13 protein-coding genes are annotated in these 15,148 nt (G+C 69.7%); 5 read left to right on the top strand and 8 right to left on the bottom strand.

Annotation, left to right across the window (positions count from 1 at the left end; genetic code table 11):
* Positions 1–116: 116 nt before the first annotated feature.
* From ACIREI_RS24030 to ACIREI_RS24020, 3 genes are read right to left on the bottom strand one after another with little or no spacing between them, the layout of a single operon-like run.
* Positions 117–1,055 (bottom strand): N-acetylneuraminate synthase family protein, encoded by a 939-nt coding sequence (locus tag ACIREI_RS24030; RefSeq protein WP_403336284.1) that lies wholly within the window; start codon positions 1,053–1,055, stop codon positions 117–119.
* 13 nt (positions 1,056–1,068) lie between these two features.
* Complete coding sequence (locus tag ACIREI_RS24025; RefSeq protein WP_403336282.1) at positions 1,069–2,373, bottom strand: cytidylyltransferase domain-containing protein; 1,305 nt, start codon at positions 2,371–2,373, stop codon at positions 1,069–1,071.
* Between the two features lie 32 nt (positions 2,374–2,405).
* Positions 2,406–3,728 (bottom strand): DUF6716 putative glycosyltransferase, encoded by a 1,323-nt coding sequence (locus tag ACIREI_RS24020; protein WP_403336280.1) that lies wholly within the window; start codon positions 3,726–3,728, stop codon positions 2,406–2,408.
* A gap of 198 nt (positions 3,729–3,926) precedes the next feature.
* Here ACIREI_RS24020 and ACIREI_RS24015 point away from each other — a divergent pair, with 198 nt between their 5' ends.
* The 3 genes from ACIREI_RS24015 to ACIREI_RS24005 all read left to right on the top strand — a co-directional run bounded on the left by ACIREI_RS24015 (position 3,927) and on the right by ACIREI_RS24005 (position 7,531).
* Complete coding sequence (locus ACIREI_RS24015) at positions 3,927–4,907, top strand: glycosyltransferase family 2 protein (RefSeq protein ID WP_403336277.1); 981 nt, start codon at positions 3,927–3,929, stop codon at positions 4,905–4,907.
* Positions 4,907–6,271, top strand: coding sequence for a polysialyltransferase family glycosyltransferase (locus ACIREI_RS24010; RefSeq protein ID WP_403336275.1), 1,365 nt, complete (start codon positions 4,907–4,909; stop codon positions 6,269–6,271). The genes ACIREI_RS24015 and ACIREI_RS24010 overlap by 1 nt, the downstream gene beginning before the upstream one ends.
* Before the next feature lie 129 nt (positions 6,272–6,400).
* Positions 6,401–7,531 (top strand): acyltransferase family protein, encoded by a 1,131-nt coding sequence (locus ACIREI_RS24005; protein ID WP_403336272.1) that lies wholly within the window; start codon positions 6,401–6,403, stop codon positions 7,529–7,531.
* 67 nt (positions 7,532–7,598) lie between these two features.
* On the opposite strand, the gene ACIREI_RS24000 is transcribed toward ACIREI_RS24005, so the two are convergent.
* Together ACIREI_RS24000 and ACIREI_RS23995 are read right to left on the bottom strand one after the other, a co-directional pair.
* Positions 7,599–8,942 (bottom strand): alpha-2,8-polysialyltransferase family protein, encoded by a 1,344-nt coding sequence (locus tag ACIREI_RS24000; RefSeq protein ID WP_403336269.1) that lies wholly within the window; start codon positions 8,940–8,942, stop codon positions 7,599–7,601.
* Positions 8,939–9,922: a glycosyltransferase family 2 protein gene (locus ACIREI_RS23995; protein ID WP_403336266.1), complete on the bottom strand. Its 984-nt coding sequence runs from the start codon at positions 9,920–9,922 to the stop codon at positions 8,939–8,941. Before ACIREI_RS23995 ends, ACIREI_RS24000 begins: the two co-directional genes overlap by 4 nt.
* A 286-nt stretch (positions 9,923–10,208) precedes the next feature.
* Between ACIREI_RS23995 and ACIREI_RS23990 the strand changes: the two genes are divergently transcribed.
* Positions 10,209–10,628, top strand: a complete 420-nt coding sequence (locus ACIREI_RS23990; RefSeq protein ID WP_403336263.1) for a hypothetical protein — start codon at positions 10,209–10,211, stop codon at positions 10,626–10,628.
* Positions 10,629–10,632: 4 nt separating this feature from the next.
* On the opposite strand, the gene ACIREI_RS23985 is transcribed toward ACIREI_RS23990, so the two are convergent.
* Positions 10,633–11,283, bottom strand: a complete 651-nt coding sequence (locus ACIREI_RS23985) for a TetR/AcrR family transcriptional regulator C-terminal domain-containing protein (RefSeq protein ID WP_403336260.1) — start codon at positions 11,281–11,283, stop codon at positions 10,633–10,635.
* Between the two features lie 72 nt (positions 11,284–11,355).
* On the opposite strand from ACIREI_RS23985, the gene ACIREI_RS23980 reads away from it, so the two are divergent.
* Positions 11,356–12,762 (top strand): FAD-dependent oxidoreductase, encoded by a 1,407-nt coding sequence (locus ACIREI_RS23980; RefSeq protein ID WP_403336257.1) that lies wholly within the window; start codon positions 11,356–11,358, stop codon positions 12,760–12,762.
* On the opposite strand, the gene ACIREI_RS23975 is transcribed toward ACIREI_RS23980, so the two are convergent.
* Together ACIREI_RS23975 and ACIREI_RS23970 are read right to left on the bottom strand one after the other, a co-directional pair.
* On the bottom strand, positions 12,759–13,334 hold the full coding sequence (locus ACIREI_RS23975; RefSeq protein ID WP_403336255.1) for a Uma2 family endonuclease: 576 nt from the start codon (positions 13,332–13,334) through the stop codon (positions 12,759–12,761). The genes ACIREI_RS23980 and ACIREI_RS23975 overlap by 4 nt on opposite strands.
* Positions 13,335–13,387: 53 nt before the next feature.
* Positions 13,388–14,968, bottom strand: a complete 1,581-nt coding sequence (locus ACIREI_RS23970) for a methylmalonyl-CoA mutase (RefSeq protein WP_403336252.1) — start codon at positions 14,966–14,968, stop codon at positions 13,388–13,390.
* Positions 14,969–15,148: the final 180 nt, after the last annotated feature.

Here is a 15,148-nt window from a genome sequence, read left to right as displayed (position 1 = left end):
GCTCGTATTCAGCTCGTGTTGCGGCTAGTGCTGCCACGAGCCCGAAGGGCGCCGAGCCCGAGCGCTCCCTGTCGGGGCACTCGGGGTCGGCGCACTCGGACTCGGTGCCTTCAGGCTCAGACCTGGACCGGCTCGCCCGCCGCGGCGGCGATCTCCGCCTCGGCGACCACACCGGCGACGCGGCGCAGCTTCTTCATCGGGCCGAGCTCGGAGTCGTAGACCTTCTTGACGCCGTCACCGAGGGAGGCCTCGATGGTGCGGATGTCGCGGACGAGGCGCGTGAGGCCCTGCGGCTCGACGGAGGCGGCCTGGTCGGAGCCCCACATCGCGCGGTCCAGGGTGATGTGGCGCTCGACGAAGACGGCGCCGAGGGCGACCGCTGCCAGCGTGGTCTGCAGGCCCGTCTCGTGGCCGGAGTAGCCGATCGGAACGTTCGGGAACTCCTTCTCCAGCGTGTTGATCGCGCGGAGGTTGAGCTCCTCGGCCTTCGCCGGGTAGGTCGAGGTGGCGTGGCACATGAGGATGTTGTCGGAGCCGAGGACCTCGACCGCGTGGCGGATCTGGCGAGGCGTGGACATGCCCGTCGAGAGGATGACCGCGCGGTTGGTGGCGCGCAGGGCGCGCAGCAGCTCGTCGTCGGTCAGGGAGGCGGAGGCGACCTTGTGGGCCGGGACGTCGAACTTCTCCAGGAAGGCGACGGCCTCGGTGTCCCACGGGGAGGCGAACCAGTCGATGTTCTTGGTCTTGCAGTACTCGTCGATCTGGCGGTACTCGTCCTCACCGAACTCCACGCGGTGGCGGTAGTCGATGTAGGTCATCCGGCCCCAGGGGGTGTCGCGCTCGATGTCCCACTGGTCGCGCGGGGTGCAGATCTCCGGGGTGCGCTTCTGGAACTTCACGGCGTCGCAGCCGGCCTCGGCGGCCACGTCGATGAGCTTGAAGGCGTTCTCCAGCTCACCGTTGTGGTTGATGCCGATCTCGCCGCAGATGTAGACGGGGCGGCCCGGGCCGACCTCGCGCGAACCGAAGGAGCGGATGCGGGAGTAGGTGCTCATTGCAGAGATGTCCTTACTTGGTGAGGGAATCGAGAGAGGGGCCGAGGATCCAGCTGGCGATCTCTCGGATCGCGCCGTCGCCACCGGGGGTGGTGGTGACCGCGCGTGCGGCGCCGCGCACGACGTCGTGGGCGCTGCCGACCGCCACGGGCCAGCCCACGAGGGCGAAGCACGGGAGGTCGTTGACGTCGTTGCCGACGTAGAGCACGCGCTCAGGCGCGATGCCCTGCTCCTCGCACCACTGCTTGAGTGCGAGGTCCTTGCGGTCGATGCCGTGCAGCACGGGAATCTGCAGCTTCCGTGCGCGGGCGGCGACGACCGGGTTCTGCTCCGTGGAGAGGATCAGCATCTTCAGGCCGCTCTTGCGCAGGGCGGCGATGCCGAGACCGTCTCCGCGGTGCACGGAGACGAACTCCTTTCCATCGGCATCGATCAGCACCCGGTCGTCGGTCTGGGTGCCGTCGAAGTCCAGTACGACCGCGTCGATCTCGTCGGCGGTCGGGAGGGCGCCGGGCCGGTCCGCGTCGAACAGCGGGGCCAGCGCGCGGGCGCGGGCCAGGTCGTGGGGATCGTCGATCTCCAGGACCCGGGCGGGGTCGGTGCGCACGAGTTCGGTGCGGCCGAAGAAGCGGTGCTTGTGGTCGCGGAAGCCCCGGGCGTCCATCGCGTAGGCGGCGCCGGTCTCCAGGAAGTCCTGGGGGCGGTCCTGGCGGCGCGGGCGGAAGGACTTGTCGTGGTTGACGCCGTAGCCGCCGCCGGAGGTCGTCGTCGTGCGGGTGGTCACGGTGTCGGTGCCGGCCTCGACGGCCTCGCGCTCGGCGCGCAGGGCGGCCGGCTCGTCGTCGCCGTGGCGCCATACGAAGCCGTGGAAGGGCGCGACGGTCAGGGAGGTGTCGGCGCCGTTGGCGACGATCGCCTTGACCACGCCGTCGATGTCCTCGCGGACGATGAAGGGGCTGGTGCACTGCACGAGCAGGACCACGTCCACCGGCGAGCCGTGCAGCGCCTCGTGCGCGTCCATGGCGTGCAGCACGGCCGCCTCGGAGGTGGCGGTGTCTCCGGCGATGGCGGCGGGGCGCAGCACGACCTCGGCGCCGGCCTGGCGGGCGGCGGCCGCGATGCCCTGGTCGTCGGTGGAGACGACGACGTCCGTGACGAGTCTCGAAGCCCGGCACTCACGCACCGCACGGGCCACGAGCGGTACGCCGCCGACGGGCATCAGGTTCTTGGCGGGCACGCCCTTGGAGCCGCCCCGGGCGGGGATAACGGCGAGCACCCGCGGCACCGGAGTGCCTTGCGCTGCTTCCGACTTGGACATGGGTTCTGCTCCTTGACGTGGGGTCTGGCGGCTCACAGCTCGCCCATCCGCCGGATGACCGGCGCCACGCGCTGCACGCCGTGGCGGTAGGCGCCGCGCGCCGCCCGGCGCACTATCTGGCGGACCGGGCCGGGCTCCTTGTCGTGGGCGGGGGCGCCGGGCAGCGGGCTGCCGTCGGGGCCGAGGTGGTGGCGGGCGAGGATGCCGGGCAGATAGCCGGGCGCGGTGGCCGGCGTGTAGTACGGCGTGAGGGCGGGCAGTCCGCCCGGCCGCTGAAGCAGCTTGGCGATGCGCTCGCGGGCCGCGTCGAAGGCGGTGGCGTACGAGCCGTCGGCGACCACGCCCTGCCGGGACACCCACTCCTCGTCGGGCGCCGGGCGGTGTCCGTCGTCCAGCTGGTCCCAGGAGGCGAGGCAGCCGGAGCCCACGAAGTGGTGGTTGCCGAGCGTCTCGCGCACACCGAGGTCGGTGAGGACGACGGTGGGGATACGGCGGTGCAGCGACTCCAGCGCCGCCGTGGAGCTGATCGTGACCAGCAGGTCGGTGCGGTCGAGGACCTCGCCCATGTTGCCGTAGACCAGCTTGAAGTTGGCCGGCGGTTCGAGCCGCTGCACCAGCTTCTGGTACGGCAGCTCCTCGATGTGCGTGGTGTGTTCGCCCGGCTTGGAGCGCAGCTTCAGCAGCACCTCGCGCTCGGGGTGCTTGCGGGCGTGCTGGATCAGGCGGTTCAGCAGGTACGTACGGTCCCTGCGGTTGTCCGGCACCGAGGGCTGCGCGGCGAAGACGACCGTGTACGGGTCGTGCTCGCCGGCGTAGGGCTCCCCGCCGAGGAACGGCAGCGCCACCTCGGTCACGGCCGAGGAGTCGGCGCCGACGCCGTCGTACACCGCGCGGAAACGCTCCGCGTCCTGGCGGGAGTTGGCGAGGACGAGGTCCGCGCCGTGCCGCAGCAGCAGGCCGTCGGCGAGCTTCTCGTAGACGACGCCGACATAGCCGGTGACGACCACGGGCCGCTCCGACTGCCCCTCCCACACCCGCTTCAGTCCGTGCAGCATGGCCTGGACGCCCCCGCCGACGAGGGAGAGGACCAGGACGTCATACGACTCCTGCGCCATGGTGCGCAGGAACTCGACGGCGGTCACCTCTCGCAGGGAGTCGGCGTGGACGCCGACCTCCTGGAGCTGCCGGGGGGTCGGGGTGGCGCGGCCGCGCAGGAGATATCCGTCCAGGCGGATGTCCGATTTTTCGGTGTTCTCCGGTGCAATGCGGTTCGCGGTGAGCGCACCCCATTTCCACCGGGTATCGGAATCCGCGAGTACGGCAACTCGCCGGGTCTTCGTCGCACTTACTGGCACGTCGAAGACGCTAGGAAGCGATGGAGAGGTTCTGCCCAACCCGAATGCAACAAACGGTTAACAGCACATCGACGAACGGAGAATCGGGGTCCGAAGCCGTTGAAAAAAAGCCTGGTTCACGGCATCGCCACGCGTCGTTCACCTGACATCAAGCTCCGGGTAAAGACGGGTGACGGGCTGCCCCCTAACGTCCTTCACGTGGTCAAGCTCTCCGTCATCGTGCCGTTCTACAACGTGCAGCAATACGCGCCCGACACCTTGAAGAGTCTGCGTGCGAACGCACGTGACGACTTCGAGTTCATCCTCGTCGACGACTGCTCGACCGACGGGACACCGGACCTGCTCGCGCGCGCGGAGCGTGAGCTGCCGGGCGCGGTGGTCGTCAGACACGAGCAGAACGGAGGGCTGGCCACCGCACGGAACACGGGCATCGACAGGGCGCGCGGCGAGTACCTGACGTTCCTGGACGGGGACGACTGGCTAGCGCCCGGCTATTTCCCGCAACTCCTCACCGCGATCGAGGAGTTGGGGTGCGACTTCGTGCGCACCGACCATGTGCAGTGCACGGGGCGGGCGCGCAGCATCCACCGGGTGCCGCACGGCCGGCGCTGGACGGTGATGAACCCGCGGGAGGCGATCCTGCCCGCCGACCGGTCGACGTCCGTGGACTACGCGTACGCGTGGGCGGGCGTCTACCACCGCCGTCTCGTCGACCGCGGCGTGCTGCACTTCACCCACGGGCTGCGTACCGCGGAGGACCGGCCGTGGATCTGGAAACTGCACCGGGAGGCGGAGTCGTTCGCCGCGGTGGGACTGCTGGGCGTCCACTACCGGCGCGGAGTGGCGTCCTCACTCACCCAGATCGGTGACGTCCGGCAGTTGGATTTCATTCGTGCGTTCGATCAGGTAATCGAGGAAACGGCGGCCGATCCCGAGGCCGATAAGCTGCTTCCGAAAGCCGTGCGCACTTATTGCGCCGTCATGGCGCATCATCTCGGCCACATCGAGAGGTTCGAACCGGCCGTGGCTCGAAAACTGCGCTCGATGAGCGCCGCCGCTCTGAAAAGAATGCCGCAGGACGTGCTGGCGGAGGTAATGGACTCGATGGACGCGCAGCGAGCCTCCCGGCTGCGGCGGGTGCGCCGCCGGTCGATGGGCGCCCGGACGGTGGCCGCCTGATGCCGCGCACCACCCAGATCTTCTGCGCCTCGACCCTGTACGGCGCCGCGACCCTGGCCGCCGCCCTGGACGCCGGGCTCTTCGCACCGGCCGACCGGCGGCTGCTGCTGGTCACCAACAACGCGACCAACCCCGAGATCGCCCCGTCCGTCGACACCATGCCGGGCTTCACCCCGATCAGTGAGCGCTTCGACGAGGTGCGGTCCTGGAACGCGACCATCTCCCCCTTCCACCCGAGCGGTTGGTCGCCGCGCGCCGACGACATCCCCATGTGGGAGCGGTACGTACGGCTGCTGTGGGGCCTCGGTGACGACGAGATCCAGCTGGCCGTCGAGTCCGTCCAGACCAACCCGGCCCTCGCGCTGTGCCAGCTGTTCACCGGCGCTCCCGTCGACGTCTACGCCGACGGCCTCACGAGCTACGGCCCCACGCGCGACAAGGTCGATCCGCTGGTCGGCACCCGTATCGGCCGCCTGCTGCACCTCGATCTCGTCCCGGGCCTCACCCCGCTGCTGCTCACCGAGTTCGGCGTGCCGTCCGAGATCGTGCCGTCCGAGGCGTTCTTGAAGGTGGTCGGCGAGCTCGCCGCAGACCAGGGCGACCTGGCTGACAGTTCTGCCTCCGCGGACGACCGCCCCGCCTTGCTGCTCGGCCAGCACCTCTCCGCGCTCGGCATCCTCACCGACGCCGAGGAGACGGACCTGCACCTGCAGATGGTGCGCGGCGCCGTCGCACGGGGCCACCGCGAACTCGTGTTCAAGCCGCACCCCCTCGCGCCGGCCCACTGGTCGGGCCTCCTGGAGGACGAGGCGACGAAACTGGACGCCGAGCTCACCCTCCTGGACCGGCCCGTACTCGCCGAGGTGGCCTTCCAGCGGCTGCGGCCCGCCCTGGTCGTCGGCTGCTTCTCGACCGCACTGCTCACGGCCGCCGGCCTGTACGGCGTCCCGGTCGCGCGGGTCGGCACCGACACCCTGCTGGCCCGGCTCGCGCCCTACCAGAACAGCAACCGCGTACCGCTCACCATCGTCGACGCCCTGCTGCCCGACATCGCCGACGCCTCCGCGGCCGGCGGCTGGGCGATGCCCCCGCGGGAGCGGGTGGACGAACTGGGCGCGCTGCTCAAGGCGGTCGGGTTCGCCATGCAGCCGAAGATCTACCCGGGGCTGCGCGGTGCGGCCGAGGCCTACCTCTCCCAGCACCTCAACCCGCACACCTGGCGCTACTTCAAGCGCAAGCGTCTGACCTCGCTGGCCCTGCCGGGCGCCGTACCGGCCCAGCTCTCCTTCATCCCGCGCAACGCGACCGTACGCCGACTGGCGCGCCGGGCGCGGGCGTTGAAGCGGGTCGCCGGCCGAAAGTAACGGACAAGGGGTGGTCGTTCATCCATGTGACACCTTTGCGCTCCCTGAGCGTCAGCCGTCACTCACCTTTCACCCGTCGGAGGTACGTAGGTTCGGTTGTCCCACGACTCCCACGAGAAGGGCCCCACGATGAGCGCGGCTGACCAGGCCACGGCACCGCACATACGGCTGCCCCTGTCCGACCGGCCGCCCGTCCGGCCCCGGGCGGCCAGCCGACTGCGCGCCCTGGACGGCCTGCGGCTGCTGGCCGCGCTGATGGTGTGCATGTACCACTTCACCGGCAAGAACGGCGAGGTGGCCACCTCCTGGCACCAGTCCCCCGGGGTCATGTTCCCGACTCTGTCGCAGCTGTCCACCTACGGCAGCCTGGGCGTGCAGTTCTTCTTCGTCATCAGCGGCTTCGTGATCTGCATGAGCAGCTGGGGCCGCAGCCTCGGCGACTTCTTCCGCTCCCGGATATCCCGCCTCTACCCGGCGTACTGGGTGGCCATCGTCATGGTCACCGGCGCCGCGGTCCTGCTGCCGGTCGTCGTCCACCCCGTGCGGCCGGACGAGTTCCTGGTGAACCTCACGATGATGCAGCAGCCGCTGGGCGTGCCGCGGGTCCTGGGCGTGTGCTGGACGCTGTGGGTGGAGCTGAAGTTCTACGTGCTCTTCGCGCTGTTCGTCATCTGGAAGGGCGTCACCTACCGCCGCGTGGTCACCTTCTGCATCCTGTGGACGCTGGCCGGCGCCTTCGCCCGGGTCGCCGACAACCCGCTGACCGACGAGCTGGTGATGCGCGACCACGCCCCGTTCTTCATCGGCGGCCTCGCGCTGTACCTGATCCACCGCTTCGGCAGCGACCTGCTGCTGTGGGGGATCGTCGGCATGTCCTTCCTGCTGGGCCAGCGCTACTCGGTCATGGCGCTGTGGCACCCCGGGGCGCAGGGCGAGTTCCACCGCAACCCGTACGTCATCCAGGCCATCGTCTTCTGCGCCTTCGCCGCCGTCGCGGTGGTGGCGCTGGGCTGGACGAGCTGGGCCAACTGGCGCTGGCTGACGGTGGCGGGGGCGCTGACGTACCCCTTCTACCTGATCCACGAACACCTGGGCTGGTTCTTCATCCGGGTCCTGCACCGGGGCCTCGGGCTGGGCTCCTACGCGACGCTCGCCCTGTCGGTGCTGAGTCTGCTGGGGCTGGCCTGGCTGATGCACCGGTTCGTGGAGAAGCCGTTCGGACCGAAGCTGAAGCGGGGACTGCCGGCCGTGCGGTTCTGAAGCCTGAAACGCAGTTGGGGCGCCCCCGTGGCTCGGGGCGCCCCAACTGCCGTTCGACGAACGCGCGTTACTTCCGCGCCGTCGACCGCAGCTGCCGCACGGCCTTGCGCACCGCCGGATGCCTGCGCAGCGCCTCCGCCCGGACCGGGCTGCCACCGGGGAGGCGCAGGCTGGTGAGGCGGCGGCGCTTGAAGTAGTGCTGGTACCGGTTCAGGTTGCCGGTGAGCCAGGCGGCCACCTCGTCGCGCATGGCGTGGTGCTTGCGGGACTGCATGCAGTAGCCGACGCTGCGCACCAGCGGGGCCAGCTCCTCGGCCATCCCGGCGAGTTCGAGCTGCGAGCCGAGCTCGGCGTGCTCCGCGTCGGGCAGGGCCGCGTCGATGATGGTCAGCGGGATGCGGTTGCTGTTCTCGTACGGGGTGATGCGTTCGAGGAGCAGGTCCGTGCCGACCCGGGCGACCGGGATGCCGTAGAAGGCGGCGGCGGTCATCAGCGCGGTCGAGAAGCAGCCGATGACCAGCTTCGGCTTCAGGAAGGCGAAGACGGTCTCGGCGAGGACGGGCTCGTTCAGGACCGTGAGCCTGACGCCGAGTTCGGCGGCGACCGCCTCCAGGGACTCGTTGAAGACGGCGGGCGCGCTCGGGTGCGGCTTGAACAGCACGTCCTGGTGGCCGGCCCGGGCGGCGGCACGCAGGAAGCGGATGTGCAGCTGCTCCTCCTCGTCCTGGGTGATCAGGTCGATGGCCGAGAGGTACTGGCCGAGGAGGACGGCGGTGGGCGGGTTGTCGGCCGGGAGGCGCTCGGCGAGGATGCCGGCGCCGGACTCGCCGATCTGGGCCAGGACGTCGACGATCGCCTCGTTCGGGACGGCCTCGGGCTCGACGCCGTACTCGGCGAGCAGCATGGGGCGCAGGCCCGGCACCAGGTCGAGATGGAGGACGCGGGCGATCCGGCTGCTCATGCCGTGCGGGATGCGGTTGCGGGTGGGGCCGTAGCTCATCAGGCCGTCCGCGTACACATGGATCGGGCTGTCCGCGAAGATGTCCGCGACCGCGCGCGAGGGGTTGGCCTGGATGGACTCGCAGGCGATCTCGACGGGCTCGTCGCCCAGGTTCCAGGCGAGGCGTACGGCCTTCTCCCACAGCAGGGTGTCCTGGCCGCGCGGGGACCAGCCGGCCGGGTGGTGCGGGGAGATGAACTCGTTCCAGGAGCGCACCTCGTCGAACTCGGGGCGCAGCTTCTCGAAGCCGGCCATCCTGTCCAGCGGGGTGCCGACCTCGGGGACGGCGGCGGTGTTGCTCACGACGAGGATGCGGCGGACGCCCTCACGCGGGCCGAACTGGCCGGCCCGGATGGCGGCGGTGACGGTCGCGGCCGCGTACTGCGTGGCCGAGAAGAAGATCTGGATCATGCCGCCACTCCCTTCATGCCACCCCGTATCCGACGCAGCATGTACACGCGTTCCTCGCCCATCCCGACGAGGGCCTCTTCCAACTCCTCCTCCGACATCCTGCCCAGTGCCTCGGCCGCCATCTGCTTCAGCCTGGCCGCGATGCTGCGCTCGAACCGGCCCCGGCTCAGCAGCTGGTGGGCGATGACGACGCAGTAGTTGCGCAGCGCCTTCTTGCGCAGCCTGTCCACCTCGGGGTCCTCGGCGAGCTCGGCGAGGACGAGGTCGAAGGAGCGGAAGAAGTCCAGCTGGCGCACGTCGCCGATCTGGGTCAGCGAACTGGCCACGCCTCGGCGGTAGAAGACACCGCGCAGGCTGGCGACGGCGTACGACTCGGCCCTGCGGTGCAGGTCCCAGATCCAGGGGCGGTCCTCGGCGGTCTTCAGTCCGTCGTGGAAGCGCAGCATGCCCTTGTCGAGGAGGCGGCGGTGGTAGACGCCGGCCCAGGCGTACGGGTAGTCGACCATGGTGGTGTCGTCGACGGGGAGGATCGAGGTGCGCGGGTCGAGCGGGGTGTGCCGCCGCCCCTCGGGCGCCCGGTGGACGGTCCGCTCGATGCCAGTGACCTGCACATGGTCGGTCCGCACGAAGTCGACGTCGAACCGCTCGATGGCGTCGACGAGATCCGCGAGATAGCCGGGCGCCAGCCAGTCGTCGCCGTCGAGGAAGGTGAGGTAGCGGCCTTCCGAGGCGTCGATTCCGGTGTTGCGCGCGGTGGCCAGTCCGCCGTTCTGCTCGTGCCGTATCACCCGGCTGTTCTTGAGTCTCTTCGTCAGCGTCAGCAGCGCTTCGTACGTCTTGTCCTTGGTGGACCGGTCCTCGACGAAGAGGAACTCGAAGTCGTCCCGTGCGTTGTTGACCAGACTGGTCACGGTCTCGGGTACGTACGACTCGATGTTGTAGCAGGGGACGATCACGGACAGGGTGGGTTGGTTGGCCACGTGTGCACACCTGGATTCTCAGCGGGAAATCTCCGTGATCCTAGGAACCGACGGGCTGCCTGAACGCGACACCTCGCCGACCTCCAAGTGAACTCGGCATGACATCACCATGCCGCGGGCCCGCGCGCACCCCGGCAACCACGCCGGGCTTCGTACGGCATCCATCATTCCGCTACACGATCACCTGCGCGTGTCCATCCTCCGCTGATGAGGTGTGGCCCGAACCGGCGCAGGTGCGCCAGTTCGAAGGATTTGTGTTCGACCAACTCTGCGAAGGAGTAAGGGAATGCGTATCCGCAACAGAATGGCCAGACTGGCCGCCTGCGCGGCCGCGGCGACGGGACTCACGGTGGCGGCCGCGGGTTCCGCCTCGGCGGTGACGACCACCGTCCAGGTCTGGGGCGTCTCGGGGACCTACCTGGGCAGCGGCTACTTCCACGGCGGCGGCTCGGGCGCGATCGAGGTGTACGACGCCTTCTGCGACGGCGACAACGGCATCATCGCCGCCGCCTACGTGTGGCGGAACAGCTCCTGGACGACCAGCGGACTGGTGAGCGTCCGGGGCTGCGGTTCGACCAACTACAACGGCCTCGCCGACAACAGCCCCCGTCCGGCATACGGCGAGCAGGTGAAGTTCACCGTGTGCAAGCTGACGCCCGACGGCGTCTGGAAGGACTGCATCAACACCTACGTCGAGAACTACTGATCGCCTACCCGGCCCGGTACCGCGCCTCGATCCCGGCGATCACCAGGGCCAGGCCTTCCTCGAAGTGCCGTTCGTAGTCAGCGAAGATCTCCGCGCCCGCCTGAGCCGACAAGGGGAAGTCGGCCATCAGGCGGGCGCGTTGCTCCAGGTCGTAGCCCTCGCGGCGCTCACCCGGGAGCGGCTCGACGCCCTGTTCCTCCGTGACGAACCCGAGGGTGTAGAAGTACGTCGCCGAGGTCGCGCGGACCGCCTGGGCGAGGGTGAAGCCGGCGGTCGTGAACAGGCGCAGGTTGTCCTCCATCTGTTCGGCGTGCTCGACGCCGGTGAAGCGTGAGCCGCTGAAGACCTTCGCGCCGTCGCGATAGCCGAGCAGCGCTGCGCGCAGTCCGCGGTTGGACTTGAGCAGCCGTTCCTGCCAGGTGTCGGCGGGGTCGAGGGACGTCCCGGCGACCATCCGCCGGTACATCTCGGTCGCCATCTCGTCGAGCAGCGCCTGTTTGTCCTTGAAGTGCCAGTACAGGGCCGGCGCCTTGACGTCCAGCTCCTTGGCGATGGCGCGCAGGGTCAGACCGTCCAGACCGACCTCGTTCAGCAGCTTGAGGGCGGTGTCCGCGACGCGTGTGCGGTCGAGGGGCGTTCGGCGTTCCGTATTCACGCTTGACAGCTTAACGACGTTAAGGCCACCCTTGCACTCCGGCGAACTTAACAGCGTTAAGGAGCGTGGATCATGACGGTACGGACCGACCTACTGATCGTGGGTGCGGGGCCGACCGGCCTCACCCTCGGCATCGACCTCGCGCGGCGCGGGGTGGACGCGCTGGTCGTGGAGCGGGCCGACGGGCTGTTCCCGGGCTCGCGCGGCAAGGGCATCCAGCCGCGCACGATGGAGGTTTTCGACGACCTGGGCGTGCTCGACGCGATCCGCGCCGCGGGCGGCAGCTATCCGGTCGGGATGATCTGGCAGGACGGGAAGCGGGTCGGCGAGCACCGGATGTTCGACCCGGCGGAGGTGACGGAGGACTCGCCGCACGCCGAGCCGTGGATGGTGCCGCAGTGGCGGACGCAGGAGATCCTGTTCGGCCGGCTGGAGGAGCTGGGCGGCCAGGTCGCCTTCGGCCGGGAGGTCGTGGGGCTCACGCAGGACGAGGACGGCGTGACGGTCCGCTTCCCGGCCGGCGAGAGCGTCCGCGCGCGCTACGTCGTCGCCGCCGACGGTGGCCGTTCGGCCGTACGGCGGGCTGTGGGCATCGGCATGACAGGGGAGACGGTCGATCCGAGCCCGATGCTGGTGGCGGACGTCAGGATCGCGGGACTGGACCGCGACAACTGGCACATCTTCCCGCCTCACGGGGAAGGCGACGGCTTCCTGGCCGTCTGCCCGCTCGCCGGGACGGAGGACTTCCAGGTCGTGGCCCGGTTCCCGGAGGGGGCATCGGTGGACGTATCGCTGGAGGGCATCCGCAAGGTCGTCGCCGCCCGGTCTCACCTCGCCCCCGACGACGTGACCGAGGTGCGCTGGGCCTCGGGCTTCCGGCCGCGGGCGGCGCTGGCGGACCGGTTCCGGGACGGGCGGGTCTTCCTCGCGGGGGACGCCGCGCACGTCCACTCACCGGCGGGCGGGCAGGGGCTCAACACCAGCGTGCAGGACGCCTACAACCTGGGGTGGAAGCTGGGGGCGGTGCTGCGGGACGGGGCGGCCGCCGGGCTGTTGGACACGTACGAGGAGGAGCGGCGGCACGTCGCGGCGGACATGCTGGGGTTGTCGACGAGCGTGCATCGCGGGGAGGTGCGGCGCGGGGAGGCAACGTGTCAACTCGGGCTCGGGTACCGGGAGTCGTCGCTCACGAAGGAGACACGGGCGACGCCGGGTGCGGTGCGGGCGGGCGACCGCGCTCCCGACGGCAACCTGGACGGCGTACGGCTCTTCGACGCGTTCCGGGGGCCGCACTGGACGGTGGTCGCGGTGGGAGTGGAGGCGCCGGTGGTGCCGGAGGCGGTTCGGGTGGTCCGGGGGCGGGCGCTGGAGTCGTACGGCTGCGGGGTGTTCCTCGTGCGGCCGGACGGGTATGTGGGGTGGGCCGGGGACCAGACAGCCGGGGGCTTGGGCTATCTGGGCCGGTTCGGGGGTCGCTAGTCGCCGTCAAGGAGAGTGTCGACGGAGAGGTCGAGGGCGACGCCGACGGATTCGGGGACGGGGACGGTTTGGCCTCGCTTGTAGCGGACGGGGTCGGGGTACTTGCCGTCGGCCGGGTCCGTGTAGAGCAGAACCTCGTCGTGTTTGCGGTCCGCGATGAGGTAGGCGGGGATGCCGGCCCGGGCGTAGGCGTCGACCTTGAGGCCTAGGTCGTCGGACCAATTACAGGCGGTCACTTCCAGCACCAACCGGAAAGCCGGGGGCCCATAGCAGTTGTGCTGGATGTGCGCATTCAGGAAATCCGCTTCGACGACCGAAAGGCCAGGCACCGCGAAGTCGTCGGGACCCGTCGGCAACCACAAGCCGATTCCCAGCACGCACTTGAGCCCGCGCCCCTCTCCAGCATCGTGAAACGCCGAGCAAAGCTTGGTCAGAGTTTCCTGATGCGGACCATCCGCCCACGGCGTCGCGGTGAGCCTCTCGAAGAGGACCTCACCGCGATACCCCTCCAGCTGCCGAGTGAGCCACGTTTCGGCTTCGAGTACCGTCGTCCGCCGCGCACGCACCGCCACAGCAACTCCCCTCCGGATACGTGAACTTACCTACGGTATCCGGACTTGGTCATTCAGAACGCATCCGACGGCACGTAAGTCCCCCAAACCCCCCGCAACGCGTCGCACACCTCCCCCACGGTCGCCCGCGCCCGCAGCGCCTCCTTCATCGGGTACAGCACGTTGTCCTCCCCCGCCGCCGCCTTCCGCAGGGCGTCGAGGGCCGAGTCCACCGCCCCCTGGTCCCGCTCCGCCCGCAGCTTCGCGAGCCGTTCGGCCTGCTGGGCCTCGATGGCGGGGTCGACGCGCAGCGGCTCGTACGGCTCCTCCTCGTTCAACTGGAAGCGGTTGACACCGACCACGACCCGCTCGCCGGAGTCCGTCTCCTGGGCGATCCGGTACGCGCTGCGCTCGATCTCGCCCTTCTGGAAGCCGTGCTCGATGGCCGCGACCACGCCACCGAGGTCCTCGACCTTCCGCATGAGCTCCAGCGCCGCCGCCTCCACGTCATCCGTCATCTTCTCGATGACGTACGAGCCCGCGAACGGGTCGACCGTCGCCGTCACGTCCGTCTCGTACGCCAGCACCTGCTGCGTGCGCAACGCCAGCCGCGCGCTCTTGTCCGTCGGCAGCGCGATCGCCTCGTCGAAGGAGTTGGTGTGCAGGGACTGCGTGCCGCCCAACACCGCCGCCAGTCCCTGCACCGCGACCCGCACCAGGTTCACCTCCGGCTGCTGGGCCGTCAGCTGCACCCCCGCCGTCTGCGTGTGGAAGCGCAGCATCAGGGACTTGGGGTTCTTCGCGCCGAACTCCTCCCGCATCACGCGGGCCCAGATCCTGCGTGCGGCACGGAACTTGGCGACCTCCTCCAGGATCGTCGTACGGGCGACGAAGAAGAACGAGAGGCGGGGCGCGAAGTCGTCGACGTCCATGCCCGCCGCCACCGCCGTACGCACGTACTCGATGCCGTCCGCCAGCGTGAACGCGATCTCCTGCGCGGGTGACGCGCCCGCCTCGGCCATGTGGTAGCCGGAGATCGAGATCGTGTTCCACTTCGGGATCTCGGCCTTGCAGTACTTGAAGATGTCGGCGATCAGCCGCAGGGAGGGCTTGGGCGGGAAGATGTACGTCCCGCGCGCGATGTACTCCTTCAGCACGTCGTTCTGGATCGTGCCCGTCAGCCGGTCCGCCGGGACCCCCTGCTCCTCCGCCACCAGTTGGTACAGGAGCAGCAGCAGCGCGGCCGGCGCGTTGATCGTCATCGACGTCGACACCTGGTCCAGCGGGATCCCCCCGAACAGCACCCGCATGTCGTCGATCGAGTCGATCGCCACGCCCACCTTGCCGACCTCACCGTGCGCGATCGGTGCGTCGGAGTCGTGGCCCATCTGGGTCGGCAGATCGAAGGCGACCGACAGACCCATCGTGCCGTGCGCGATCAGGTCGCGGTAGCGGGCGTTGGACTCCGTCGCCGTACCGAAGCCCGCGTACTGGCGCATCGTCCACGGACGGCCCGTGTACATCGACGGATACACACCGCGCGTGAAGGGATACTCGCCGGGCGCGCCCAGCTTCTCGGCCGGGTCCCAGTCGTTCAGCGCGTCCGGCCCGTAGACCGGCTCGATGGGCAGTCCGGACTCCGACTCACGCGCCATGGTGTGCCTCCGCGTCGTGCCGCTTGTTACCCGCCAGTACGGGCGGCTTCGCCACGGACTGTAGCCGTGGGCGTCCGCCTTGTCTCCCACCATGCTCCCTGGTTCGCGACCGGGCACGTGCGGGGAAACATCTCTGGGGGGACATCTGGTGATCACATCGGGGCGGCCGGAACCGTCCGG

It is taken from the genome of Streptomyces sp. NPDC093591 (genome assembly GCF_044764885.1).
In the GTDB taxonomy this organism is placed as follows: Bacteria; Actinomycetota; Actinomycetes; order Streptomycetales; family Streptomycetaceae; genus Streptomyces.
This window is presented reverse-complemented; position numbering and strand designations above follow the sequence as displayed.